General features: G+C 42.8%; 25 protein-coding genes, 4 tRNA genes and 1 pseudogene. 22 read left to right on the plus strand and 8 right to left on the minus strand.

Going from position 1 to position 25,414, the window contains the following annotated elements:
* The first annotated feature begins 72 nt into the window (after nucleotides 1–72).
* The 6 genes from thiC (at nucleotide 73) to C2M25_RS00280 (ending at nucleotide 6,389) form a co-directional block, all read left to right on the plus strand.
* Nucleotides 73–2,025 (plus strand): phosphomethylpyrimidine synthase ThiC, encoded by a 1,953-nt coding sequence (gene thiC / locus C2M25_RS00255; protein WP_105180109.1) that lies wholly within the window; start codon nucleotides 73–75, stop codon nucleotides 2,023–2,025.
* Nucleotides 2,026–2,098: 73 nt separating this feature from the next.
* Nucleotides 2,099–3,103: an FAD-dependent oxidoreductase gene (locus tag C2M25_RS00260; protein WP_105180110.1), complete on the plus strand. Its 1,005-nt coding sequence runs from the start codon at nucleotides 2,099–2,101 to the stop codon at nucleotides 3,101–3,103.
* A gap of 8 nt (nucleotides 3,104–3,111) precedes the next feature.
* Entirely contained in the window at nucleotides 3,112–3,309 is a 198-nt protein-coding gene (gene thiS / locus C2M25_RS00265) for a sulfur carrier protein ThiS (protein ID WP_105180111.1), read from the plus strand.
* 1 nt (nucleotide 3,310) lies between these two features.
* The gene (locus tag C2M25_RS00270; protein ID WP_105180112.1) at nucleotides 3,311–4,093 is read left to right on the plus strand and encodes a thiazole synthase; all 783 of its coding nucleotides are present in this window, start codon (nucleotides 3,311–3,313) and stop codon (nucleotides 4,091–4,093) included.
* A 15-nt stretch (nucleotides 4,094–4,108) separates the two neighbouring features.
* Nucleotides 4,109–5,632: a thiamine phosphate synthase gene (gene thiE / locus C2M25_RS00275; protein WP_105180113.1), complete on the plus strand. Its 1,524-nt coding sequence runs from the start codon at nucleotides 4,109–4,111 to the stop codon at nucleotides 5,630–5,632.
* Nucleotide 5,633: 1 nt separating this feature from the next.
* Nucleotides 5,634–6,389: a HesA/MoeB/ThiF family protein gene (locus C2M25_RS00280; protein WP_105180114.1), complete on the plus strand. Its 756-nt coding sequence runs from the start codon at nucleotides 5,634–5,636 to the stop codon at nucleotides 6,387–6,389.
* A gap of 64 nt (nucleotides 6,390–6,453) precedes the next feature.
* On the opposite strand, the gene asd is transcribed toward C2M25_RS00280, so the two are convergent.
* Complete coding sequence (gene asd / locus C2M25_RS00285; protein WP_175083551.1) at nucleotides 6,454–7,320, minus strand: archaetidylserine decarboxylase; 867 nt, start codon at nucleotides 7,318–7,320, stop codon at nucleotides 6,454–6,456.
* Nucleotides 7,321–7,338: 18 nt separating this feature from the next.
* Nucleotides 7,339–8,396, minus strand: a pseudogene (rsgA, locus tag C2M25_RS00290) (small ribosomal subunit biogenesis GTPase RsgA).
* Between the two features lie 122 nt (nucleotides 8,397–8,518).
* Here rsgA and orn point away from each other — a divergent pair.
* The 5 genes from orn to C2M25_RS00315 all read left to right on the plus strand — a co-directional run bounded on the left by orn (nucleotide 8,519) and on the right by C2M25_RS00315 (nucleotide 9,908).
* Entirely contained in the window at nucleotides 8,519–9,064 is a 546-nt protein-coding gene (gene orn, locus C2M25_RS00295; protein ID WP_105180115.1) for an oligoribonuclease, read from the plus strand.
* Nucleotides 9,065–9,324: 260 nt separating this feature from the next.
* Nucleotides 9,325–9,400: transfer RNA gene (locus C2M25_RS00300), tRNA-Gly, on the plus strand.
* A 103-nt stretch (nucleotides 9,401–9,503) separates the two neighbouring features.
* Nucleotides 9,504–9,579, plus strand: a tRNA-Gly gene (locus C2M25_RS00305).
* Between the two features lie 92 nt (nucleotides 9,580–9,671).
* Nucleotides 9,672–9,747: transfer RNA gene (locus tag C2M25_RS00310), tRNA-Gly, on the plus strand.
* Nucleotides 9,748–9,832: 85 nt separating this feature from the next.
* Nucleotides 9,833–9,908 (plus strand) — tRNA-Gly (locus C2M25_RS00315).
* A 77-nt stretch (nucleotides 9,909–9,985) separates the two neighbouring features.
* On the opposite strand, the gene C2M25_RS00320 is transcribed toward C2M25_RS00315, so the two are convergent.
* From C2M25_RS00320 to C2M25_RS00330, 3 genes are all read right to left on the minus strand, one after another.
* A complete protein-coding gene (locus tag C2M25_RS00320; RefSeq protein ID WP_063702752.1) occupies nucleotides 9,986–10,411 on the minus strand; it encodes a secondary thiamine-phosphate synthase enzyme YjbQ in 426 nt (141 codons plus the stop codon).
* A complete protein-coding gene (locus C2M25_RS00325; RefSeq protein ID WP_063702750.1) occupies nucleotides 10,408–10,875 on the minus strand; it encodes a chemotaxis protein CheX in 468 nt (155 codons plus the stop codon). The genes C2M25_RS00320 and C2M25_RS00325 overlap by 4 nt, the downstream gene beginning before the upstream one ends.
* Before the next feature lie 75 nt (nucleotides 10,876–10,950).
* The gene (locus C2M25_RS00330; protein WP_063702748.1) at nucleotides 10,951–11,385 is read right to left on the minus strand and encodes a transcriptional repressor; all 435 of its coding nucleotides are present in this window, start codon (nucleotides 11,383–11,385) and stop codon (nucleotides 10,951–10,953) included.
* Between the two features lie 95 nt (nucleotides 11,386–11,480).
* On the opposite strand from C2M25_RS00330, the gene C2M25_RS00335 reads away from it, so the two are divergent.
* From C2M25_RS00335 to C2M25_RS00375, 9 genes are all read left to right on the plus strand, one after another.
* Nucleotides 11,481–12,101 (plus strand): MarC family protein, encoded by a 621-nt coding sequence (locus C2M25_RS00335; protein WP_105180116.1) that lies wholly within the window; start codon nucleotides 11,481–11,483, stop codon nucleotides 12,099–12,101.
* Nucleotides 12,102–12,198: 97 nt separating this feature from the next.
* A complete protein-coding gene (locus C2M25_RS00340) occupies nucleotides 12,199–12,681 on the plus strand; it encodes a hypothetical protein (RefSeq protein ID WP_063702743.1) in 483 nt (160 codons plus the stop codon).
* Nucleotides 12,682–12,920: 239 nt separating this feature from the next.
* On the plus strand, nucleotides 12,921–13,898 hold the full coding sequence (gene dusA / locus C2M25_RS00345) for a tRNA dihydrouridine(20/20a) synthase DusA (RefSeq protein ID WP_082874018.1): 978 nt from the start codon (nucleotides 12,921–12,923) through the stop codon (nucleotides 13,896–13,898).
* Nucleotides 13,899–14,134: 236 nt separating this feature from the next.
* Nucleotides 14,135–14,809, plus strand: a complete 675-nt coding sequence (locus C2M25_RS00350) for a PspA/IM30 family protein (protein ID WP_105180117.1) — start codon at nucleotides 14,135–14,137, stop codon at nucleotides 14,807–14,809.
* Between the two features lie 10 nt (nucleotides 14,810–14,819).
* Nucleotides 14,820–15,026: a PspC domain-containing protein gene (locus tag C2M25_RS00355; RefSeq protein ID WP_054554145.1), complete on the plus strand. Its 207-nt coding sequence runs from the start codon at nucleotides 14,820–14,822 to the stop codon at nucleotides 15,024–15,026.
* Nucleotides 15,027–15,035: 9 nt separating this feature from the next.
* Complete coding sequence (locus tag C2M25_RS00360; RefSeq protein WP_063702739.1) at nucleotides 15,036–15,362, plus strand: hypothetical protein; 327 nt, start codon at nucleotides 15,036–15,038, stop codon at nucleotides 15,360–15,362.
* A gap of 80 nt (nucleotides 15,363–15,442) precedes the next feature.
* Complete coding sequence (locus tag C2M25_RS00365) at nucleotides 15,443–15,949, plus strand: copper chaperone PCu(A)C (protein ID WP_105180118.1); 507 nt, start codon at nucleotides 15,443–15,445, stop codon at nucleotides 15,947–15,949.
* A gap of 8 nt (nucleotides 15,950–15,957) precedes the next feature.
* Nucleotides 15,958–16,944 carry a DUF2333 family protein gene (locus C2M25_RS00370; RefSeq protein ID WP_063702735.1) on the plus strand — a complete coding sequence of 329 codons (987 nt, stop codon included), beginning with the start codon at nucleotides 15,958–15,960 and terminating at the stop codon, nucleotides 16,942–16,944.
* A gap of 4 nt (nucleotides 16,945–16,948) precedes the next feature.
* Nucleotides 16,949–17,716 carry a TIGR04219 family outer membrane beta-barrel protein gene (locus tag C2M25_RS00375; RefSeq protein WP_063702733.1) on the plus strand — a complete coding sequence of 256 codons (768 nt, stop codon included), beginning with the start codon at nucleotides 16,949–16,951 and terminating at the stop codon, nucleotides 17,714–17,716.
* 33 nt (nucleotides 17,717–17,749) lie between these two features.
* Here C2M25_RS00375 and C2M25_RS00380 read toward each other — a convergent pair whose 3' ends face one another.
* Both C2M25_RS00380 and C2M25_RS00385 read right to left on the minus strand, forming a co-directional pair.
* A complete protein-coding gene (locus C2M25_RS00380) occupies nucleotides 17,750–18,637 on the minus strand; it encodes a TIGR03899 family protein (protein ID WP_105180119.1) in 888 nt (295 codons plus the stop codon).
* The gene (locus C2M25_RS00385; RefSeq protein ID WP_234003507.1) at nucleotides 18,606–19,112 is read right to left on the minus strand and encodes an SRPBCC family protein; all 507 of its coding nucleotides are present in this window, start codon (nucleotides 19,110–19,112) and stop codon (nucleotides 18,606–18,608) included. Before C2M25_RS00385 ends, C2M25_RS00380 begins: the two co-directional genes overlap by 32 nt.
* Before the next feature lie 259 nt (nucleotides 19,113–19,371).
* Between C2M25_RS00385 and C2M25_RS00390 the strand changes: the two genes are divergently transcribed.
* Nucleotides 19,372–21,567, plus strand: a complete 2,196-nt coding sequence (locus C2M25_RS00390) for a bifunctional diguanylate cyclase/phosphodiesterase (protein ID WP_105174482.1) — start codon at nucleotides 19,372–19,374, stop codon at nucleotides 21,565–21,567.
* A 121-nt stretch (nucleotides 21,568–21,688) separates the two neighbouring features.
* A complete protein-coding gene (locus tag C2M25_RS00395) occupies nucleotides 21,689–23,866 on the plus strand; it encodes a YgiQ family radical SAM protein (protein ID WP_063702727.1) in 2,178 nt (725 codons plus the stop codon).
* A gap of 78 nt (nucleotides 23,867–23,944) precedes the next feature.
* Here the strand turns inward: C2M25_RS00395 and mgtE are convergent, their stop codons facing one another.
* Entirely contained in the window at nucleotides 23,945–25,303 is a 1,359-nt protein-coding gene (gene mgtE, locus C2M25_RS00400) for a magnesium transporter (RefSeq protein WP_105180121.1), read from the minus strand.
* Nucleotides 25,304–25,414: the final 111 nt, after the last annotated feature.

Here is a 25,414-nt window from a genome sequence, read left to right on the forward strand (position 1 = left end):
CAATGGCGTTTGCCACTCTCTATTGCATTTGCAATATCTGACAAGACAACCCTTAAAGCAATGAGGTAAGTCATGTCAAACACAACAACTAAACCATCTCGCCGCGAAGTTCGTGCGGCTGCATCAGATTATATTTATAACTTAACGGGGCAACCGTTTCCTAATTCTCATAAAGTTTATGTAGAAGGTACACAAGACAATGTACGAGTAGGGATGCGTGAAATCACCCTCAGCGATACCTTCATTGGTGGTACTGAAGAGAATCCCGTATTTGAGCCTAACGCGCCAATTCGTGTTTACGATACATCAGGCCCATACACTGATCCGGATTTTAAACTCGATGTGCGCAAGGGTCTTGAGAAATACCGTGAAAAGTGGATTGAAAGCCGCGGCGATACTGAAATTTTAGACTCGGTGACTTCACAATTTTCTCAACAGCGTATGGCGGATGAAGGATTAGATCATATCCGCTTTGAGCACTTACCAAAAATCCGCCGTGCAAAAGCAGGTAAAAACGTCACGCAAATGCATTATGCGCGACAAGGCATTGTGACGCCTGAAATGGAATATGTGGCGATCCGTGAAAACATGGGACGCGCTAAAGTTCGTGAAGAGTTACTTGCGGCCCAGCACAAAGGCGAATCGTTTGGCGCTAGTATTCCTGATTTTATTACCCCTGAATTTGTGCGTGATGAAATTGCCCGTGGCCGCGCCGTGCTTCCTAACAACATCAACCATCCAGAAACTGAGCCGATGATCATCGGCCGAAACTTCTTAGTTAAGGTGAACGCGAATATTGGTAATTCGTCGGTCACATCATCAATCGAAGAAGAAGTCGAAAAAATGGTGTGGTCGACTCGTTGGGGCGCCGACACGGTAATGGACTTATCAACGGGTCGCTATATTCACGAAACCCGTGAATGGGTGGTACGTAATTCGCCAGTGCCAATTGGTACCGTACCAATTTACCAAGCGCTTGAAAAAGTTAATGGTGTGGCTGAAGACCTAACGTGGGAGATTTTCCGCGATACCTTGATTGAACAAGCAGAGCAAGGTGTTGATTACTTTACTATTCACGCTGGGGTATTACTGCGTTACGTGCCGATGACGGCAAAGCGTGTTACCGGTATTGTTTCGCGTGGTGGCTCTATCATGGCGAAATGGTGTTTAGCGCACCATAAAGAAAACTTCTTATACACGCACTTTGAAGAAATCTGTGAAATTTTAAAACAGTATGATGTGTGTTTCTCATTAGGTGATGGCTTGCGTCCGGGCTCTATTGCTGACGCTAATGACGAAGCCCAGTTCAGCGAATTACGTACTTTAGGTGAGCTGACAAAACTTGCTTGGAAACATGATGTGCAAGTGTTCATTGAAGGCCCTGGCCATGTGCCAATGCATATGATCAAAGAGAACATGGAAGAGCAGCTTAAACACTGTGAAGAAGCACCGTTTTACACGCTTGGTCCATTAACCACGGATATTGCACCGGGGTACGATCATTTCACATCAGGTATTGGCGCTGCGCAAATTGCTTGGTACGGCTGCGCTATGCTTTGTTATGTAACCCCTAAAGAGCATTTAGGCTTACCAAACAAAGAAGACGTTAAAGAAGGTTTAATCACTTACAAAATTGCTGCCCATGCTGCCGATTTAGCAAAAGGCCACCCAGGTGCGCAAGAGCGTGACAACGCATTATCAAAAGCACGCTTTGAGTTCCGTTGGCACGACCAATTTAACCTAGGTTTAGACCCAGAACGCGCCCGCGAATATCACGACGAAACACTGCCACAAGAATCTGGCAAGATTGCACATTTCTGCTCTATGTGTGGCCCTAAGTTCTGCTCGATGAAGATCACTCAAGAAGTACGTGATTACGCCAAAGATCTTGAAGCAAGAGGTATCGATCCAAATAACGTAGGCGATGCTATCGAAATCAAAATGGTTGATGTTGAAGCCGAAATGAAAGCGAAATCAGACGAGTTCAAAAAAACAGGCTCTGAGATTTACCACAAAGCAGTTTAATTGATGGAGCTAGGCATCAGCGATGGGCTCTGGGTTTATACCTAGGGCCTAGAGCCTAGCGCCTAGAAAGTTTATGTCTTTAAAGATAGCGATACTGGGTTTTGGTTTAACTGGCCGTTTAACTGCATTGGCACTTGCTAAAGAGCATCAGTTAAGTGTGTTTGAGCAAGATGATGAACATGCTAGCAACAGTGCCGGCAGCGTTGCTGCAGCGATGTTAGCCCCCCTTGCAGAATCAGTCCTGTGTGAACAGGATTTAGCCCTACAAGGGCTTAATAGCATCACGCGTTGGCAGCAAATTCTAAGTGAGCTCGATGACGCTGTGTATTTTCAACAAACAGGCAGCTTAGTGGTTGCTCATCAGCAAGATAAGGGCGATTTGCAAAGTTTTGTGAGCCGCTTGAAACCGCTTGAAAGCTACCAGGCACAGACATTGGTGGGCACTCAAATCGCAAACCTTGAGCCAGAACTTGCTGGGCGGTTCCACCAAGGTGTGTATTTACCTTGTGAAGGGCAACTCGATAACCAAGCATTTTATAGCGCTAGTTTTAAAAAGCTTACCTTGCAAGGAGTGCAATTTAACTTTGGCTGTAAAGTTGAATTGAACGCTCATCAAGTGAATGGCCAAAGCTTTGATTATGTATTTGATTGCCGCGGCTTAGGTGCAAAACAGGCTGAACCCTTACTGCGTGGAGTAAGAGGGGAGGTGGCGCGTTTATATGCACCAGAGGTGAACCTAACCAGACCGATACGACTGATGCATCCGCGTTATCCAATTTATATTGCTCCTAAGCCAAACCATCAATTTGTGATTGGTGCGACTGAAATCGAATCGCAAGACCGCGGTAAAGTCACCGTGCGCTCGGCGCTGGAGTTATTGTCTGCTGCTTATACGGTGCATAGCGGCTTTGCTGAAGGGCGTATCGAGAGCTTGCAATCGGGGCTTCGTCCAGCGTTTGCAGACAACCGCCCGAAAGTCACAAAACAAGGTCGAGTGATCAGTATTAATGGCTTGTATCGTCATGGCTATCTACTTGCGCCTCAGGTGGTTGATGATGCAGTGAGCTTAATTGCTTAAGGATAAAAATGAATATTTTAATTAATGGTCAGTCAGTTACAGTGAACGAAAATATATCGCTTACTCAGGCGTTGAGCCAGTTTGGTGCAAGACCTCCATTTGCCGTTGCCGTTAATGGTGACTTTGTACCTCGCAGCCAATGCGATGCTAAACCCCTCAACGAAGGCGACAGCATTGAGCTATTGTCGCCAATTCAAGGAGGCTAAGATGGATAGTTTTTCGGTTTATGGTGAGCAGTTTACGAGTCGTTTACTGATTGGCTCAGCACTGTACCCTTCGCCAAGTGTTATGACTCAGTCGATAGTGGCCTCACAGGCTGAAATTGTCACTGTTTCATTGAGACGTCAGCAAAGCGCTGCTGCGGGTGATGATTTTTGGCAATTGATAAAAAACACCGGGCTAAAGGTGCTGCCAAATACGGCGGGTTGTCATAGCGTGAAAGAAGCGGTGACGTTGGCACAAATGTGTCGCGAAGTGTTTGCCACTGATTGGATCAAGTTAGAGTTGATTGGTGATGAATATAATTTACAGCCAGATCCATTCGCACTGCTCGAAGCCACTAAAATTTTATTGGCCGATGGCTTTAAAGTTTTACCTTATTGCACAGATGATTTAGTGCTGTGTCAGCACCTCGCTGATTTAGGCTGCGAAGTACTAATGCCTTGGGGCGCACCGATTGGCACGGGTAAAGGCTTGCTGAATCCTTACAACTTAAAAATGATCCGTGAGCGCTTGCCAAACCATACGTTAATTGTTGATGCGGGCTTAGGTTTACCATCTCATGCCTGCCAAGCGCTTGAATTAGGGTATGATGCCGTATTATTAAATTCGGCAATTGCGGGTGCAGGTTGCCCAGTGACGATGAGTAAAGCGTTTAAGAGTGCTGTAGAGGCGGGGCGATATAGCTATGTGGCTAAAGCGATGCCAGAAAAAGACGTCGCAAGCCCGTCAACGCCGACGCTCGGAATGCCATTTTGGCATCAAGAATAAAATGTGAGGAATAACATGAATCAGGTTGTATGGACCATAGCTGGCTCAGATTCGGGCGGCGGTGCAGGAATTCAAGCCGACATCAAGGCAATGCAAAGTTTTAATGTACATGGCTGTACGGTTATTACTGCTTTAACGGCACAAAATAGTTTAGGTGTAGAAGCGCTGAACCCGATATCAACAGAAGTGATTGAGTCGCAACTATTAGCCTTAGCCAGTGATATGCCTGCCAGCGTGATTAAAATTGGCATGCTTGCCAATGTGCAGCAAATACAGCTTATTAGTGAGCATTTAAAACATTACAAAGCAACTTGGGCAGAGCCGCCTTTGGTTGTTTATGATCCGGTTGCCATTGCCTCCAGTGGTGATTTATTAACAGAAGAAGATACTGTTAGTGCTATCAAAGAGTGTTTATTGCCATTAGTCGATGTTGTAACACCGAACACCCACGAAACACAGCTATTAACCGGTGTTTACCTGATTGGCCCAAGCGCAGTGAAAGAAGCCGCCGAGAAGTTAACAGGCTATGGTGCAAAAGCGGTGATCATCAAAGGAGGTCATTGGGATTACCCAAGTGGCTATTGCATTGATTACTGCGTGCAAGGTGAGCAGGAATATTGGCTTGGTAACGAAAAAATTCAAACTCCGCATTGTCATGGTACTGGATGCAGTATGGCCTCTGTGATTGCTGCGTGTTTAGCCAAACAGTATCCACTCAAAGATGCCTTTATTTTAGCGAAAGCCTATATAAACCAAGGTTTAAAAGCAGCCATTCGATATGGTGAAGGGATTGGACCTGTTGCACACACTTGCTTTCCAACAAATCTAGCAGATTACCCACAAGTCATCGAGGCGGGAAGTTGGCTCGGTGATGAGCTCGACTTTGATTGCCCGGTTGATTTTACCATGGCAGCAGGCTTTGCCGAGTGCGACTCTAAACAGCTTGGGCTGTATGCCGTTGTAGATACGGTTGATTGGTTAGAGAAGTGTTTAGCCGAAGGGGTTAAAACAGTTCAATTAAGAATGAAAAATGCAGACGATGCAGCACTTGATGAGTCGATTGCAAGTGCGGTTATGCTGGGGCAGAAGTACGATGCGCAGGTGTATATCAATGATTATTGGCAGTTGGCGATTAAGCACGGTGCTTATGGTGTGCATTTAGGACAAGAAGACTTACAAACCGCTAATTTAATTGCCATAAAAGAGGCGGGGTTACGCTTAGGTGTATCGACTCATGGCTTTTATGAGATGCTGCGTGCACATAATTACAGACCAAGTTATATGGCGTTTGGTGCTATTTATCCAACCACCACTAAAGACATGACTGGGCAAATTCAGGGCTTAGAAAAGCTCGAAAAATTTGTGCCGTTGATGGCCGATTATCCAACGGTCGCGATTGGTGGAATTGACTTATCTCGTGCTGAGCAAGTTGCGAGCACAGGTGTTGGCAGTGTTGCTGTTGTACGTGCGATCACAGAAGCCGAAGACTATCAAGCAGCTATTGCCAAGTTAAAAAAGCTGGTCGAAGGTCAGTCTTAATATGAGCGCGTTAAGCGACAAAGAGCAAATTCGTTATAGCCGCCATTTACTGTTAAAAGAGGTAGGGCATGCGGGGCAGCAAAAGTTAAAGTCTGCACATATTGTGGTTGTCGGGGCGGGTGGGCTTGGCTCACCAGCACTGTTTTATTTAGCGGCTGCAGGAGTCGGAACGCTCACTTTGATTGACGACGATAAAGTTGAGCTTTCAAATCTACAGCGACAAATACTCTATAAAGTAAACCACATGGGGCAGGCAAAAACACAGGCGGCTGCTAAGGTGTTAAGTAGTTTAAATAATCAAATAACGGTTAAACCTCTATGCCAAAAGCTTGATGAAAGTAACTGTGCTGAGCTACTTGAAGGTGCTGACATCATCCTCGATTGCAGTGATAACTTTGCTACCCGCTATTTGGTTAATCGCTATTGTTTAGCTAAATCTATCCCACTTGTATCAGCTGCAGCTATTGCAACGCAGGGGCAGGTTATGAGTTTTGATTTTCGTGATGAACAGAGCCCTTGCTATGGTTGTATATTCCCGCAAACGGAGGAGCAAACAGCACTTAATTGTGGCAATGCTGGGGTATTGAGCCCGTTACTGGGTGTTATGGGGAGCATGCAAAGTTTATTGGCTATCAATATATTGCTTGGCCATAAAACGGGCAGCGAGTTTATTCAATTTGACGGGCTAACACTACAGCAGCAGCGATTTAATATTCAAAAAGATAGTGAGTGCTCAGAGTGTAATCGTGGGGTGTAGGCGCGATTTATAGTGAATTTTAAGCAAACCACTTTTGCTCAAGTGGTTTGCTTAATTGAACTTATTAGTCGTTAATTTTCGCAAATGGTGTGCCCATGCGCGTCACTGTTTCTGGGTGTTGATCTGATAAGAACTCAGCTTGATTTGCACCCCAGGCTAAAATAACGGTAGAGCCTAACTTAAAGCGACCCATTTCTTCACCTTTCTTCAGAGTAATCGCGTTGTCACCTGTGGTTGGGTAATTCCAACTAAATACATCTTTACCTGCTGGTGGCGTTACTGTGCCTGCCCAAATAGTCTCGATGCTAGCAACAATTGTCGCACCTACAAGCACCATGGCTAGCGGGCCAATTTCAGTTTCAAAGATAGCTACAACACGCTCGTTACGAGCAAATAGGTTAGGTACATTTTGCGCTGTTAACGGGTTTACCGAAAATAAATCACCCGGTACGTAGATCATTTTGCTCAGCGTGCCATCAACAGGCATGTGAATACGGTGATAATCTTTAGGCGCTAAATAAATCGTTGCAAACTTACCGCCTAAAAACGGTGCAGTGTCTTCTTCTTTGCCACCAAGGAGTGCTTGTAAGCTGTAGTCATGGCCTTTTGCTTGGATGATTTGACCGTCGACTACATCGCCTAATTGGCTAATTGCACCATCAACTGGGTGAGCAATAATGTCGCTTTCTTCAGCAAGTGGACGAATACCTTCTTTTAATGGGCGAGTGAAAAACTCATTAAAAGTTTTGTAATGAGCTGGATCTGGGTATTTAGCCTCACTCATATCAATTTTGTATTGTTTGATAAACAATTTAATTAAGGCCGTTGTTAAGCCACCCGCTTTTGCTGCTGCTAACTTGCCAACCATGCGCGAAATGAAATGTTTTGGCATGGCATATTGCATAGCAATTTTGAATTTATCTAAACTCACTTGTTATTTCCTAAATAGTTATACGCGAGGAGCGCGTGCACCAGCACGGCCGTCGGCCATAGTTTCTAAAATTCGGTGGTAACTGTCAAAGCGAGTTCTGAAATTTCACCATCATCAACAGCTTGGCGAATTATACAGCCAGGATCGTTTAAATGCTTACAATCGCGAAAACGACAGCCACCAATAAAATCACGGAACTCTTTAAAGCACCAAGTAACGCGCTCAACCTCTAAATGCCATAAGCCAAACTCACGAATTCCCGGTGAGTCGATTAGGTTACCACCACTTGGTAAATGGTGTAATCGCGATACGGTTGTTGTGTGTTGACCAAGGCCGCTATTCTCAGAGACTTCTTGGGTTAGGATGTCTGCATCTGGCAGTACAGTGTTTACTAAGGTTGATTTACCCACACCACTTTGACCAACAAAAATGCTGTTTTTACCAACCAGTTTTTGTTTAAGCTCATCAATGCCTTGACCGGTTTTATTACTGACTAACAGTACTTGATAACCTAGCTCACGATAGATATCGAGAATTTCATCAATAAAAGCAAGGCCTTCATCGTCAATTAAATCTATTTTGTTAAGCACTAAAATAGGCTCAATACCCATGTCTTCACAGGCAACTAAATAGCGGTCGATAATGTTTGGTGTAAACTCAGGCAATACCGCAGAAACCATTAAAATTTGGTCGATATTGGCAGCGACGACTTTTACCCCGTCATAAAAATCAGGGCGCGTTAATTGTGAGCGACGTTCATGGGTTGCTTCAATAACGCCAGCTAAGTCGCCCTCGCTAACTTTTGCTCGGCGAAAAATAACTTCATCACCACACACAAGGCTCGATACGGTTCTGCGTATATTACAGCGCAGTACTTCGCCTGATTCGGTTTCGATATCGGCGTGTTGGCCAAATCGACTGATCACAACCGCATTTTCGGCAGGGCCTAAATTGTCATTTTGCCATTGCACAGTTGCCCCTTTCTCTTGCTTTTTGTCTGCATTAGAGAGGCGTTTTTGATGATTGGCCTTAATTCGACGCGATTGGCCTTTACTTAATTTCTTTTGTTTTGCCACTTTTGGCCTATAACTTGAGTAAATGTCGGGCTTTTTGAAAAAAAAGCTTTAGGTCGACTGATGATACTAATATGATATATCTAAATGCGTTGGATCTAAAGGAAAGCACCGCTAAGGTAACTATGTCTTTTCATAAATCAAATCTTATCTGGCTCGACCTGGAAATGACTGGCCTCGAACCAGCAACAGATAAAATACTCGAAATTGCCACTGTTGTCACCGACAGTGATTTAAACATCTTGGCTGAAGGCCCTGTTATTGCTATTCATCAAAGTGATGAACTGCTTGATGGCATGGACGAGTGGTGTACAACTCAGCACGGTCAATCTGGTCTAACAGCTCGCTGTAAATCAAGTACTTTCACTGAACAAGATGCTATTGATCAAACATTGGCATTTTTAAAGCAATGGGTGCCAGCGGGTACATCGCCTATGTGTGGTAATTCTATCGGCCAAGACCGCCGCTTTATGAATAAGTACATGCCTGAATTGGAAAACTACTTCCACTACCGTAACCTTGATGTAAGCACAGTTAAAGAACTTGCGCGTCGCTGGAAACCTGACGTGTTAGCACAAGTGAACAAAAAAGGTTCACATCTAGCCCTCGACGATATCAAAGATTCGATCATGGAATTAAAGGTTTACCAAGAAAAATTCTTTAATTTGTAAAAAACATTTGCAAACACATCGGATTATTGTAGAATCCTGCCCCGCTTAAGACGTTAACCCCCGCGGGGTTGGTATGTCTCTAAGTAATTGAATGCGGCACTAGCTCAGTTGTCAGAACGTTTTACCGCAACCTTCAGGTTGTGCGACAACGGACAAATTACTGACTACTTTTGAATGCGGCACTAGCTCAGTTGCCAGAACGTTTTACCGCAACCTTCAAGGTTGTGCACCAACGGACAAATTACTGACTACTTTTGAATGCGGCACTAGCTCAGTTGGTAGAGCGCAACCTTGCCAAGGTTGAGGTCACGAGTTCGAGCCTCGTGTGCCGCTCCAATTTCTTCACCAAAAGAAATTGATATAAGTTTCAAGGGGAAAGTTGAAAGCTCCAAGCTATTCAAACTTGTAACTTGAATCTTGTAACTAGAAACTATTTGATGCGGCACTAGCTCAGTTGGTAGAGCGCAACCTTGCCAAGGTTGAGGTCACGAGTTCGAGCCTCGTGTGCCGCTCCAATTTCTCACCAAAAGAAATTGGCTTAAGTTTCAAGGGAAAAGTTGAAAGCATTAGCTTGAAACTAGAAACTTGCAGCTTACAACTTATTTATGCGGCACTAGCTCAGTTGGTAGAGCGCAACCTTGCCAAGGTTGAGGTCACGAGTTCGAGCCTCGTGTGCCGCTCCAATTTCTCACCAAAAGAAATTGATATAAGTTTCAAGGGGAAAGTAACTAACTTGAAGCTTGTAACTTAAAACTAGTAACTTATTGTGCGGCACTAGCTCAGTTGGTAGAGCGCAACCTTGCCAAGGTTGAGGTCACGAGTTCGAGCCTCGTGTGCCGCTCCAATCTCTAAAAAATCCCAAAAACACTTTCTTAAATAATTTAGTTAAAGCCAAGTTTTGCTTACAGCTTAAAGTTAGTTTTAGATCTGACCTTGGATCGTCGCGACAATGCGTCTAGCGCCACCATGATCACGGTGTTCACCTAAATAGATGCCTTGCCATGTGCCAAGCATTAAGCGGCCTTGGTTAATAGGTATGGTGAGTTCAGCACCTAATGTACTGCTTTTTATGTGGGCTGGCATGTCGTCATCACCTTCATAATCATGACGATAATAACTTTGTCGTTCTGGTACAAAGTGATTGAAGTGACTTTCCATATCCATTCGCACAGTGGGATCGGCATTTTCGTTAATTGTTAAGCTTGCAGACGTATGCTGAATGAACAGGTGTAATAAACCGACTTTGTATTGCGTTATTTCTGGAAGTTGACGAAGTAGCTCGTCATCAATGATGTGAAAGCCTCGTGAGCGAGGCTTCAATTGAATGGTTTTTTGCTGCCAGCTCATAGTTTATCAAAGCTAACTTCAATATTGGCGTTACCATCAGCAGACGTGAATGGAATTAACACCTTAGCGCCTTCACATTTATGGGCAATTGTATGTCCCTTACCAGACACCACAACTGGCGTTGCCATATCAAACTCGTAGCCTTTTTCGCCGAGTAAGTTTTTAGCACCACCTGTTACCATATTGGTAATTTCGCCTACCATATCAGTGACTTCTTCATTGACGGAGTCTGGACGCTCACCGAGCATTCTTTCCATAATCGTCAGTGCTAGGCTTTCATCGAATGAGATTGAAAGTGAACCTTTAGTTTGTGGGCCAACCATACCAATTAAACCCGATACATCGCCACGGGCTAGTTCGTCTTTCTTTAAGCTAGGTTTGCCCGGTTTTAATTCTGTTTGAGCCATCGTGCTCAATACATTTAATAATGATGATAAAAAAGGGTTGATGAACTCCACATTCATTATTTTCTTTCCCTTAGGTTTGCAGAAATGCCGTTAATCATACTTTAAGTGTAGTGGTTGTTTCAAACACCGCACTTAATCTTTGCATTTTTCGCACTTGCCGTGCGCTTCAATTGTTTGTCCAGAGACAATAAATCCACTTTCTGCAGCTAAGTTATTAAGTTCATGAGAAATTACTGTTGAATGTAATTCTTTTACATAACCACAGCTGTCACAAATTAATAATTGTACAGGGTGAATGTGATCAAAATGATGGCACAACATAAATGAGTTAGTGCTTTCAATTTTGTGAATAAAGCCAAGTTCCGATAAGAAATCGAGCGCGCGATAAATGGTTGCTGGTTTTGCGCCTGACTCAGTTAATTTGAGTTGTTCTAATAAGTCATAAGCACCTACACCACCTTGCGCACTAGCGAGCAGGCGGAATACTTTTTCACGGATAGGTGTGAAACGTGCACCACGATTATCGCATACTTGTTTTGCTTTACTGACGAGTGATTCTATGTTCATCTTCTCTTATCCTTACGCTACCGTGATATACTAACATACTGTATTGTAGTTGCAGTGTTTTTATTCGCTAACACGTTTTCAAGGGAGTTTTCTTAATGAGTGAATTGCTAGCTGCATTCATTTTCTTTTTCGCTGTCATTGATCCTATCGGTACCGTGCCTGTCTTTATTGCCGTTACACGCGGAGATGATGCCAAATTCAAACGTAAAGTCGCGCTAAAAGCGGTTGGCGTTTCGGCATTAGTTTTATTATTTTTTGTGCTTGCGGGTGAAGTACTTTTAAACGTGATCAATATTCCGCTTTCTGCGTTTCAAATTGCCGGGGGGATCGTATTATTACTTTTCGCTTTATCGATGATTTTCGGTGAAAGTAAGCCAGAAACTGAGATTAAAAGTGTTCGTAACAGTACCGAAACCGCAATTTTTCCATTAGCAATTCCTTCTATTGCCAGCCCCGGTGCCATGCTTGCGGCAGTTTTGATGACTCGAAATACTGAATACACGTGGTATGAGCAACTTATCACTTCATCAATCATGCTCTCAGTATTAGTGATTGTATTACTGTTATTGCTACTGGCGACACATGTTCATAAGTTAATTGGTGATAGTGGCGCGAGTATTATTAGTCGGGTGATGGGTTTAATTTTATCGTCAGTCGCGGTTAACAATATCTTAGGTGGTATTGCTCACTACTTTGGTTTGAGTGTTGTTGCTTAGTTTAATTTAAAGTGCATTTTCAGTGATTTAAACTTTGAATTATTGCCTTCTTTTATCTAACTTAAAAGAAGGCAATATAAAATTTAAGGAACAAAGAATGCTAATCAAAAATGTAGTTATATCAGTATTTCTGATTTTTAGTTTGGGCGCTTGTACGGAGCCACCACCGGAAGATACCGGTAAACTTCGAGTGATTGAAGTCACAGACCATGAGTTTAAAATTAACGGTGAGAGTGCTGTGACATTAATTATTGGTCGAGGCCATGTTGCTGAATACAGTTTTTCAATTCGTAAAAGCGATCTTAAAAAGGGCACGTTATTACAATCAGTGTCTGACAGTAATCCTAATGTGAGAGCTGACGCGACATTCTTTAGTGAATATTATGTGCAATCCAAAGATCACGACACCCATGTATCGGTCGAAATTGTTGAAATTGACCCCGTAGAAGAAGTTGCCCGCATTGCAGTAGGTGCTAAATTAGTTAACTTAAAAGATAAAGATTTCAAAGAATTAGAAATAATTATTTTTGAACTCACAGGACAAAATCTAGAAAATTTATTGAATGAAGTGAAAATTTAGTCTTTTCACTTTTAGCGTATCAATCACAGAAGTGAGTTTGCAGTACACTTCTTCACCTCTTTTCATCATTTGATCTTCGATTAAGCCATGCCGTGAGCGTGCTTCGGTGGTATAATAAGCCCAATTTTTCATTCCGACACATAGCTAACTTTTGATGTGTCAGCGCTATTGATTAGCGTTAATCGTATTAGGTAATTTAAGTTGCAAGTAAACGCATTGATCTTTAAAGGGGCCATGTTATGAGCACGACGACATTAAACCGCCGTTTTTCAGTGGCACCCATGTTAGATTGGACTGATCGTCACTGTCGAACCTTTCACCGCAAAATGACTAAGCATGCTGTGCTGTACACTGAGATGGTGACAACCGGCGCTATTTTATTTGGTAAAGGCGATTACCTACACTTTAATGAGCATGAAGGCCCTGTGGCATTGCAACTTGGTGGCTCAGATCCTGAAGCGTTGGCTAAGTGTGCAAAATTAGCAGCAGAGCGTGGCTATCATGAAGTAAATTTAAATGTCGGCTGTCCGTCTGATCGCGTGCAAAATGGCCGCTTTGGTGCTTGTTTAATGGCAGAGCCTAAACTGGTTGCTGACTGCGTTGCTGCAATGAAGGCCGAAGTGACTATTCCTGTTACAGTTAAAACGCGCATTGGTATTGATGAGCAAGACTCGTATGAGTTTTTATGTGCTTTAATTGAAGCGAGTCATGATGTTGGTTGTGATGACTTTATTATTCATGCGCGTAAAGCGTGGTTAAATGGCTTAAGCCCGAAAGAAAATCGTGAGATCCCACCTCTGGATTACCCGCGCGTTTACCAGTTGAAAAAAGATTATCCGCAACTGCACCTAAGCTTAAACGGTGGTGTGAAAACAATTGCTGATAGCGTGGCTCACCTTGATTATGTTGATGGCATTATGATTGGTCGTGAGGCGTATAGTAATCCGTTTATTTTGTCTGAGGTCGACGAAAACATTTATGGTGATGACGCCTTTACGCTAAGTCGTCATCAGGTTGTACGCTCGATGTATGACTATATTGAAGATGAAATGAGCAAAGGCGCTAACTTTTGGCATATTGCTCGCCATATGTTGGGGATTTTCCAAGGCCAACCTGGCGCGCGTGGTTTTAGACGCCATCTTTCAGAAAAAGGTCATGGTAAAACGGCTGACTTATCTGTTATGGATAAAGCCTTGAGTTTTGTCCCAGAAGCCTAATCAAAAAGCCTATTAAAAAAGCCACATATTGTGGCTTTTTTTGATCCTAAAATTTGGTGAAAAAGTTAATTTTTTAGTCAAATTAGTTATTTCTCATTCAGCCATTAGTCAGTCAATATTTTAATTCTATTCATTCAACTTGTTGTATTTAATTAATAAATTTATTTTATTTGTTAGTTGGCACAAGAATTGGAATCTCCTAGCTGTATTAACCCAATAATCAACAGGAGAGTCACATGGGTGTATTAAATCGCGTAAATGACATTATTCAGGCAAACCTTTCTGCAGCACTAGATAAAGCTGAAGATCCTGAAAAGTTACTTAATCTACTCGTGCAAGAAATGCAGGATGCACTGACTGAATGCCGTGCAACCGCTGCGACATTTTTAACGCAAGAAAAGCAAATGAAGCGCGAAGTTGCAGCCAAACAAGCAAAAGTAGCTGACTGGCAAGCGAAAGCAGAAAAAGCACTCAGTAAAGATCGTGATGATCTTGCCAAAGCTGCACTGATTGAAAAGCAGCGCATAACGACAGAAATCGAAGCGCAACAAGCTGAAATGGATAAAGTGGCAGAGTCACTCGCAAAATTGACTGAAGATTGTCAGCGTTTACAAAATAAGCTTGCAGATGCAAAAGCTAAACAGCTGACTTATATGCAAAAAGAGCGCGTTGTTACAGCACGCTTAAAAGTAAAAGAGCAGCTACATAGCAGCAAAGTTGCAGATGCATTAGCACGTTTTGACTACTTAGAGCAGCGCGTTGAAAACATTGAATCACAAGTTGAAGCGTACGAGCTTACGCAAAGCGATGCAGCAAATTCAACAGCAGCACAAATTGCGGCTCTTGAGAAAAATGATGCAATCGATAAAGAGCTTGCTGATTTAAAAGCAACGATGAAGCAGTCGGCTTAGGAGGTTAATGATGAATACTTATCACACATCGACACGTTGGTACCGTGATCTGAGTAATAAAAAGATCTCGGGTGTGTGTAGCGGATTGGCTGCGCGCTTGGGCTTCCCTGTATGGTCAACACGTTTAGTCATGATCATATTGCTTATTCAAATGCCACTGTTAATTGGCGTGGGTTATTTAGTGGCTCATTGCACTTTACCAGTGAAAGGTTACTAGGAGTCGATTATGAAAACGTTAGCTATCATCGTCTTGGCAATGCTTTTACTGTGTACTGATGCGGTTTCTTTTGTCTCGTTCGACTCATGGCAGTTACCTTTATCAATTGCTGATATGAGTTGGGCTGGACTTGAAGTCATCGGAGCAATAGTGGCTGTGATTGCTGTTGTGGCGGGTGTTGCGCTATTCACTATTGGGCTGCTTGGCGCAGGTGTTGTTGCTCTGATTGGTGTTGTGCTTGCGTTTTTATTCGGCTCAATAATGATTGCATGGCCACTATTACTAATCGCAGCATTGTGTTGGTTGATTGCTGATAACAAAAAATCGCCAGCTTAAGGTACTAATAAACTGCCTTAATACATAAAATATGCTAAATTTAGCGGGTAAGTTAATGTCTTAACAAGGATTAAAACATAATGAAACTGTGGCCCGCATTCTCTTTTCTAACCGCAAGCTTATTCTTTAGTACTTTTTCATCTGCCCATAGTGGTCATGACCATAGCGATGTTGCCGAAGTCACTGTAAGCAACGCGCAGGTACGTGAGTTTTTACCAGCCAGTAAAGCCAGCGTGGCTTATTTAACTATTACCAACCCAAGTGAGCAGGCAACAGTATTAACTAAAGCTGAGCTTGATGGTTTAGGACGCGTTGAAATTCATCAGCACACTCATGTAGATGGCATGATGAAAATGGAACAGGTTTTATCATTAAAGATTGATGGTCATAGCAGTGTTGAGTTTAAACCCGGTGGTTATCACTTGATGGTGTTTGAACCTGAAGATCAACTAAAAGCAGGGCAAGAACGAAAACTCACGCTATATTTTAATGATGGCAATCGAGTTTTTACTCAAGCCAAGGTTGTGTCTTTGCAAGAGATGTCTGAACAGGTATCACAAAAAAGTAAAGAGCACTCACATCACTAGGAGGTATCATGTCTGAGCATAAAGGAAAAATAGCCAGTGCATTACTTATTATACTAATTGTTTTTTACGCGATTGCTGTTTACTGGAGTAGTGAACCAGCTCGTATGGATGTTGTTGGCAAGGCAAAACAAGAAGCGCAAATGCGCGGCGAAAAATTTGTCACCGGCTACACAACAACAACGACGTTAATCAATGTAGCAAGTACATTATTAAATAAACCTGGCGGCTATTTATCTAACGATATGATGCCACCAAGTGTGATGATGGATAACATGCCGGCATGGGAATATGGCGCGCTTGAGATGACCCGTGATTTGGTGTTGTCGATGCGTAAAGATTTCAGCCGTTCACAGTCTCAATCAACTGAACACGAAGCACTTAAAAAAGCCCAGCCGCAATTTAATATTAGCTCGGTAGCATGGGCGTGGCCAAGCGCTGAAACTGAGTATCAAAAGGGTATTGATTTACTTATCGTATACCGTACTCAAATTGCTGATCAGAACGATCGTGATAGCCAATTTTATGCCCGCGCAGATAACTTACGTGGCTGGCTAAAAGAAGCAGAAAAACGCCTTGGTAGTTTAAGTCAGCGTTTAAGCGCAAGTGTTGGTCAAGATCGTTTAAACACTGATTTAGCAGGTGATACTGCGGCTCATCAAGCAACTTATGCACCTTTGCAAAACCAAGTGAAAACATCTTGGTGGCAAATTGACGATGTGTTTTATGAATCGCGTGGTGCAACGTGGGCATTACTGCACTTTTTACAAGCGGTTGAATATGATTTTGCCGATGTCTTAGAAAAGAAAAATGCCCGTGTTAGTCTGCAACAAATTATTCGTGAATTAGAGGCCACGCAAGAAACTGTGTGGAGCCCAATGATCTTAAATGGCAGTGGCTTTGGCTTTGTAGCTAACCACTCATTGGTCATGGCGAATTATATTTCTCGAGCCAATGCGGCTCTAATTGAACTTAGCGAACTTTTAGCGCAAGGATAAAATGATGAAAAAGTACTGTTTAGCAGCTGCCCTTTCAATGGCCTGTTTAGCTCCAACAGCGCAAGCTGATACATTATTAGGCTTATACCTAGGTGTTGATGGCTGGCAATCAGATAACAGCGGTAGTTTTGCTCAAGACGGAAATCTACAAAGCTTTAAATTTGATGATGAAACGTTTACGAGCTACTACGCAGCACTTGAGCACCCAGTGCCGTTAGTACCAAACCTTAAACTAAAATACACTGAACTTGAGTTAAATGGTGACACTACACTTGATGAAACGTTTAGCTTTGGTGGTTCAGATTATGTGGTGGGCACACAAGTAGGCACAGTAAGTGATTTATCACACATCGACTACATCCTATATTACGAAATCTTTGATAATGATTTGGTTTCTATTGATTTAGGTGTGAATGCTAAACAATTTGATGGTGAAATTGTTGTAACTGGTACATCGCAAGACGGTGGCCAAAATACCACTGAGCGCGTTGATTTTTCTGGTTTTGTACCGTTAGTGTATGGCCGTGCTGAAGTTGGCTTACCATTTACTGGTTTAAGCGTATTCTTTGAAGGTAGTTTACTGGCTATCGATGATAGCAAAATTCAAGATTACCAAGCAGGTATCGCATACGCTTTACTTGATAACTTAGCAATTGATATGGACATTAAAGCGGGCTACCGCTCAATGACCTTAGAGCTTGATGATATTGATGACATCTACACAGATTTAGATGCGTCAGGCCCATTTGCGGGTATTCAAATCCACTTCTAATCGAGTCTTTCGATTTATATTTAGCTGGCAGCTTTATTTTAGAGTTTGCCAGCTAACTTCAAATTCATCTTCTAATGATGTTGAAAGTATCTGTTTATAAGCTTTATTTATGGGCGATGCGATTAGCTTTCTTAACTCGTCACCCGTTTGAGTAAATTTATAATAACTGAGTACTAAGTCATTGCTTTTTGCTTTTAAAACCAAGCGTTGATTCATAAAGCTCAGTACCAGCTCTTGGCCTGCTTTTAAAACTGCTGATTCGATTTCTTTTCGATACAGCAAGTTAATATCCATCAGGGTAAGAATGTCAGGAAAGCTCACTGGGGTTTTCCCTAGGTTAAATGACACCTTGTTACCTTTTCTAAGCAAATCAAATAGCGATGGTTTCTTGTAAAAGCCGAGTAAAATTAGGTGGCTGTTATCTTTTTCATTAAAGCCACACAGTGATGTACAACGCTGAAGGGCATCTGCTTCGCGCTGAGTCATGTGCTTAAGTGTTTGCAAGCTTTTAATTGAAAAGGTACCCGGTGACACGGTTTCACCTGCGAGTATTTTTGCCCATAGCTTTTGCATAGAAGAGTTTGCTGTGTCTTCGCACAAACTAATAAAACGCTCTATCCAATCAAAATCCGGTTGTTGTTGTCCTGTAACATCCGGGCAAAAAGCCATGGCCATCGCCATAATGGTTTCGATATTTTCTTGGCGTTTAATGAATTGAATTTCTTGGCGAGTTTGAGCGCGCTCTAAAAGGCTTGCTTGCGCTTTAATTTGATAAGCTAACTGCTGTTGACCTTGTGCTGAATAGCTGTCATCACTCGCATGGTTGATCCTAGCCGATGATGCCTTATGAATCGGGTAGCCAAGCTGGTTTTCTATGATATTAGCAAGATTAACTCTCGCCTGAGCTGCTTTCACTGTCATCGGTCACACTGTCCTTGCCTGTTGTTGCTAACTGCGCATGAGTTTTGATGTTATTAAGCGCCAGTTTTACTGTGTTATTGAGAATATACTGACTTAGTAAAGCAAGGTAGCCACCAATAATAGGGGTGTTGACCTCACCTTTTAATGAACACTCAATGTTAACGTTATCGCCTTCAGGTAAATAGCGAATTGTGCCTTGGGCAATGTGTTCTTTATTAAATAAGATATTAAATGAAAGCTGGCTGTTGTCGAGTTGGGTGATGGTCATTTCACCTTCGCCAAAGCTACTTTGCCAAAATTGATGTGCACCTACACCTTGGCTAGGTTCTGCAATGGTAAATTTAATACTCGGGTCGACAGCCTGCCATGGTTGCCATTTTGGCCATTGATTAAAGTCGCCAACAAGGCTCGCAACCTCAGCACTGCTCGCATTCACTTTAATTGATTTGTGAACGGTATATTGCGGTGAAAGCATGAGTCCAATCACAAGTGAGATCAGAATGCTGATAAAAATCGCTTTTAGGGTAAAAATGAGTATTTTAATAATCTCACCTCAGGCAATTGTTTTATAACTTTCATAACATTATACGTAACATAGACTATAATCTGTTTGATACTATATAAGCTATCACTAATGTATCATAGTTAAATAAGTGATAGAATTTTGAGCATCGCTGTAAAATGGAGTGGCGCCATAGTTACAGTATTACGGGGATCACTCTAAGGAATTATTAATGGCATCAGAGAGTAACGACTTTTTGTTTAGTGACCAAGATGACGAACAGTTAGTGGATGAAACTGTCTCTGATTTTTGGGACGTATTAATTGTCGATGATGATCCAGAAATACATTCAGTTACTAAGCTTGCTCTTTCAGGCGTTGAGTTTTGGGATAAAGGGCTGCGATTCCACCATGCCTACTCAGGTGCAGAAGCGCTCGAATTACTTAAAAATGACCATTCGATTTCGGTAATTCTCCTTGATGTGGTTATGGAGTCAGATGATGCCGGCTTGCAAGTTGTAAAGCAGGTTAGAGAGTGCCTCAATAATCACAATGTACGTATTATTTTACGTACCGGACAACCAGGCTATGCACCTGAAGAGAAAGTGATCCGCGAATACGATATCAACGACTACAAAACAAAAACAGAACTAACACGTAGTAAGCTTATCACCGCTCTTGTAACGGCTATTCGCTCTTATGAGCAAGTCTGTCAGCTCGAATTTCAAAGCCGTGCTTTAAATAATATTTTGTATGCATCAAAAGCCATCCTGGGTTTTACTGATATTAAAGCTTTTTCGATGGCGGTTATTAAACAGCTCTCAATTATTTTAGATTGCGAACCGCAGGGGTTACTGTGTGGCTCAATCGAAGATGACAACCAAGTTTATGTATTAGGCGGCTGCGCTGAATACAATGAGTTTATAGGCCAAGGGATTGAGCAACTTGATGATGGTCGTATCATCATGCAAGTGAATAATTGCCTAGCCCAAGGCGATCATCAGCATACTGATGTAGACAGTACCTATTTATTAAAAAGCAAAAATCGCCAAGCAGCGATTTACATAGAAACAGAGCACACGCCAAGTCCTACGCAACTACAATTTGCAGAAATCTTTTTAACTAATGTGAGTGTTGGTCTTGATAATGTTAGGTTGTTCAACCGTTTGCGTGATGCTGCATATAAAGATATTTTAACTGGCTTATCAAATCGTAATGACTTTATGAACAAAGTAGAGCGTTACTATCAGCCGGGTAAAAGCGACTTTGTATTTTTACTAATTGATGTTGCGCAATTCTCAGATATTAACAATGGCTTAGGCCAAGAAATTGGTAACTTATTACTTAATGCCATTGTTGATAGGCTGCAACAAGAATACCCAAATGCAGAGCTGCTTTCGCGCATTGGTGCCGACGTGTTCGGGTTGTTGTTACCTGTTCACGAATGTGACGTTGAGTTACTTCGTGAACATTTAAGTTTACCGTTCAATGCTGGTGAACACATTTTACCAATCAACTTTAAAATCGGTTTATGTTACCAAGGTGATTTCCAACAAGCCGGGATCGAGACCTTAAAACTCGGTTACATTGCGTTAAACCAAGCTAAAAAACAATCTTCTGAAATGGTGGTGACGTATACCCCAGATATGGAAGAGCAGATGGCATGGCGTTTGGGGATCATCAGGCAGCTTCGCCAAGATTTTGAGCAACGTAAATTAGAAGTGTGGTTTCAACCGCAACTTGATTTAAATACCCTCGAAATTATAGGTTGTGAAGCGCTGCTGCGTTGGCCCTCAGGAAATGGTCAGTATATTTCTCCGGCGATTTTCGTTCCTATGGCCGAAGATGCTGGTTTAATTGTTGAAATTGGTCAATGGGTGCTAGAGCAAGCATGTATGCAGCAAAAACGCCTAGAAGCGATGGGATTTGCAATTAGCATTGCAGTAAACGTCTCAGTGCCACAATTTAAAGTTAAAGGCTATGCTCAGCAAGTAAAAGACACGCTTATTAAATACGATGTAGAACCGCAGTATATTGAACTTGAAGTAACCGAAAGCGTGGTTATGGATGAGCTTACGAATGTGATCACAACTTTAAAAGAGCTCAAAGAGTTTGGTATCGAGATTGCGATTGATGACTTTGGTACCGGCTTCTCATCATTGAGTTACTTGCAAAAACTGCCATTAGACAGACTCAAAATTGATCGTGCCTTCATTAAAGACTTACCGGGTCAAGATTGTCAGGCGATTGCCGCATTAATTATTTCTCTTGGTGCAAGGTTAGGTTTAAAAACCATTGCTGAAGGAGTCGAAACCCAAGCGCAAGCAGATTATTTAGCTCAGCTTGGCTGTGATGAAGTGCAAGGCTTTATGTACGCTAAGCCTATGCCAGAAAAAGAGTTAATTACCTACCTGCAAGCTAAGCAATAGCTAGTTTGGACAAAAGCATACTAATTAAACAGCGCCCTTCAATATGTAGGGCGTTTTGTTTTCTATAATAATCTATAAGACTGAGGTATAATTCGCCCCTTTTGTTAGCAGAGTACACTTTATGAGCGCATTAAAAGCCGAGCGAGGCCTGTTTTCTTACCCTAAGTATTGGGCTGAATGCTATGGCACGGCGCCATTTTTACCAACCACTCGTGCAGAAATGGACGCGTTAGGTTGGGATAGCTGTGACGTGATCATTGTTAGTGGTGATGCGTATGTTGACCACCCAAGTTTTGGTATGGCTGTGATTGGACGTATGCTTGAGTCGCAGGGTTTTCGTGTGGGTATTATTGCGCAGCCTGATTGGAACTCAAAAGATGCCTTTATGGCGTTAGGCAAGCCTAACTTATTCTTTGGTGTTACAGCGGGTAATATGGACTCGATGATCAACCGTTATACTGCTGAAAAGCGTATGCGTCATGATGATGCGTACACACCGGGTAATATAGGTGGTAAACGTCCAGACCGTGCGGTGGTTGTATATAGCCAACGCTGTCGTGAAGCTTATAAAGATGTGCCGCTGATTATTGGTGGAATTGAGGCGAGTTTACGCCGTATTGCTCATTATGATTATTGGCAAGAAAAAGTACGCCGTAGTGTGTTGTTTGATGCCAAAGCTGACATTTTAATTTACGGAAACGCTGAGCGCCCACTTGTTGAAGTCGCTCATCGTATTGCTGCGGGTGAGTCGGTTGAGACAATCCAAGATATTCGTGGTACCGCGGTTATTCGTAAGGAGCCATTACCGGGGTGGCGTGGTAGTGACTCAACTGCTATCGATAAAATCGGTAAGATTGATCCAATTCCAAACCCATATGGCGCAGATGATGTGGGTTGTAGTAAGTCTGAATTTAAACAAGCGGGAATCGATTTAAGTGCTGAGGCGGCTAAGCCAATCACTATTCAGCCTGCGCGCCCTAAGCCTTGGGAAAAGACCTACGTTAAGCTACCAGCGTATGAGCAAGTAAGCGTGAATAAACCGCTTTATGCTCATGCCTCGCGTATTTTGCACCAAGAAACAAACCCAGGTTGTGCACGTGCGTTATTTCAACGTCATGGCGACCGTTCTATTTGGGTTAACCCGCCAGCATTTCCACTTGAAACCGAAGAAATGGATGGCGTATTTGGTTTGCCTTATCAGCGCATTCCGCACCCAAGTTACGGTGATGAAAAAATCCCAGCCTATGAAATGATTAAAACCTCGGTGAACATCATGCGTGGTTGCTTTGGTGGTTGTTCTTTCTGTTCGATTACAGAACACGAAGGACGCATTATTCAAAGCCGTTCTGAGCAATCAATTATTGATGAAATTGAGCAAATTCGTGACAAGGTGCCGGGATTTACAGGTGTTATCTCTGACTTAGGCGGACCGACAGCGAATATGTATAAGTTACGCTGTAAGAGCAAAAAGGCAGAGAGCACGTGTCGTCGTTTATCATGTGTTTATCCTGATATCTGTAAGCATATGGACACGGATCACACTCCAACCATTGAGCTTTATAAAAAAGCCCGTGATGTAAAAGGTGTGAAGAAAATTTTGATCGCGTCTGGCGTACGCTATGACTTAGCCGTTGAAGATCCACGCTACGTTAAAGAGTTGGTTACCCATCACGTAGGCGGGTACTTAAAAATTGCCCCTGAGCATACTGAAGATGGACCATTATCTAAGATGATGAAGCCGGGCATGGGTGCTTACGATAAGTTTAAAGAGCTATTTGATAAATACTCAAAAGAAGCGGGTAAAAAGCAGTATTTGATCCCGTATTTTATTTCTGCTCACCCAGGAACAAAAGACGAAGACATGGTGAACATGGCGCTGTGGCTAAAGGCTCATGACTTTAAACTTGATCAAGTACAAAACTTTTATCCATCGCCGATGGCTAATGCAACAACGATTTATCACACAGAGATGAACTCGTTGCGCAATATTAAAAACAATACTGAACAAGTGCCAGTACCAAAAGGTGCGCGTCAGCGTCGCTTACATAAAGCGATTTTACGCTACCACGATCCAGCTGGCTGGCCGATGATCCGCGAAGCGCTGAAAAAGATGGGCAAAGCAAACCTCATTGGTAAAGGGCCAAACTGCTTGGTACCTGAAGAAGGCCGTAATGAAAAAGCGGCGCAGGGGAAAGGTGGAAAAGGCCGTGCGGCACTGACGCGTCACACCGGGTTTAGCCAATTTAAAAAGGCCAATACGAAACCTAGAGTGGGTAAAAATAAGCAGCGCGCAAAGTAAATAGAAACAAATACGGCCCTTAAAGGGCCGTTTTTATTTATACCAATTCGCTTAATTAAGTATTATTGCGAATTGGTATTAGATCAATAACCAAGTCGCGGTGCCTAAAAAGGCAAAGATACCAACAATATCAGTGACGGTTGTCAGCACCACGCTCCCTGCAAGGGCTGGGTCTATTTTCATTTTTTTGAGGATTAGCGGAATACTCGCACCTGCAATACCGGCAGCGACAAGGTTCATAAACATTGCAAACGCTAAGACCGCACCGAGCTTAAAGTCCCATTGCCATAGAGCAACCACGCCAGCAATTAAGACTGACCAAATAACACCATTAAGCGCACCAATTGCTAGCTCTTTAAGTAGTAAGAAGCGTTGGTTAGTTTGGTTGATATGACCTACGGCTATACCACGAATAACCAGTGTCAGGGTTTGGCTGCCCGCAACACCTCCCATTGAAGGGACGATACCGTTTAGCACCGCCAAAATAGGTAAAATTGCTAAGGTGTTTTCAAAAAAGCTTGCCACAATGGCTGCTAGCAATGCGGTTAATAAGTTAACACCAAGCCAAATAGAGCGACGCTGCGAACTTTTTAGTACTGGCGCAAAGGTATCTTCTTCGTCGTCTAGACCCGCGAGGCTTAGCATGCTGTGCTCTGCATCTTCACGGATTACGTCAACGATATCATCGATGGTAATACGACCAAGCAAGTGGGCGTTATCATCAACAACAGGGGCTGAAATCCAGTTGTGTCGTTCGAACAGTTGCGCGACATCACTTTCATCCATCGAAATTGGAATTGACTCACAATCTTCATCCATTAAGTCTCTGACAATTTTATCGGATGAATTAGTGAGTAGGGTGGTTAACGAGAGCGCCCCTAAAAAGCAATTATGCTTATCTACCACGTACAGATCATCAGTGCCCTCTGGTAATTCGCCCCTTAAGCGTAAATAGCGTAGTACTACATCGAGGGTAACATCTGGACGAATGGTGACCGTATCGCTGTTCATCAAGGCACCAGCTGAGCGCTCTTGATAAGAAAGTGCTTGCGTTGCCCTTTCTCTATCTTGCGAGTCCATCGCGCTAACTACGTCTTGGTATACAGTATCAGGAAGACTACGTAGGACTTCACCTAAGTCATCGTCGTCCATGTCTTCTGTAGCTGCAGCGATGTGCTCAGGCTCCATCTGGGCAATAATGCCAAGACGTACATCTTCAGACAGTTCTTCTAGAACATCACCGCGGACATCTGGGTCAACCAGTTGCCAAAGCATACGACGAATTTTATGAGGAGAAGATTCAAGTAAAAGGGCTGTATCACAAGGCGCCGTTTTAGCTAACATACCGCGCACTTGAACAAATTGACCACTATTGAGTGACTTGGTCACTTGTTTGAGTTGTTGTAGTGGGTAATCTTGTTCAAAGGCTTCTGGCATTGGCGTCCTTACAACTGAAAAAAGTTTAAATAGGCTAAGCAAATACAGCATAGTTGCTTTGTGGTGTATTTGCAGAGATATCGTCGCACTGCGATAAATTTATTAAGAGTT

The organism is Pseudoalteromonas sp. T1lg21 (assembly GCF_002964625.1).
Lineage (GTDB): Bacteria > Pseudomonadota > Gammaproteobacteria > Enterobacterales > Alteromonadaceae > Pseudoalteromonas > Pseudoalteromonas gelatinilytica.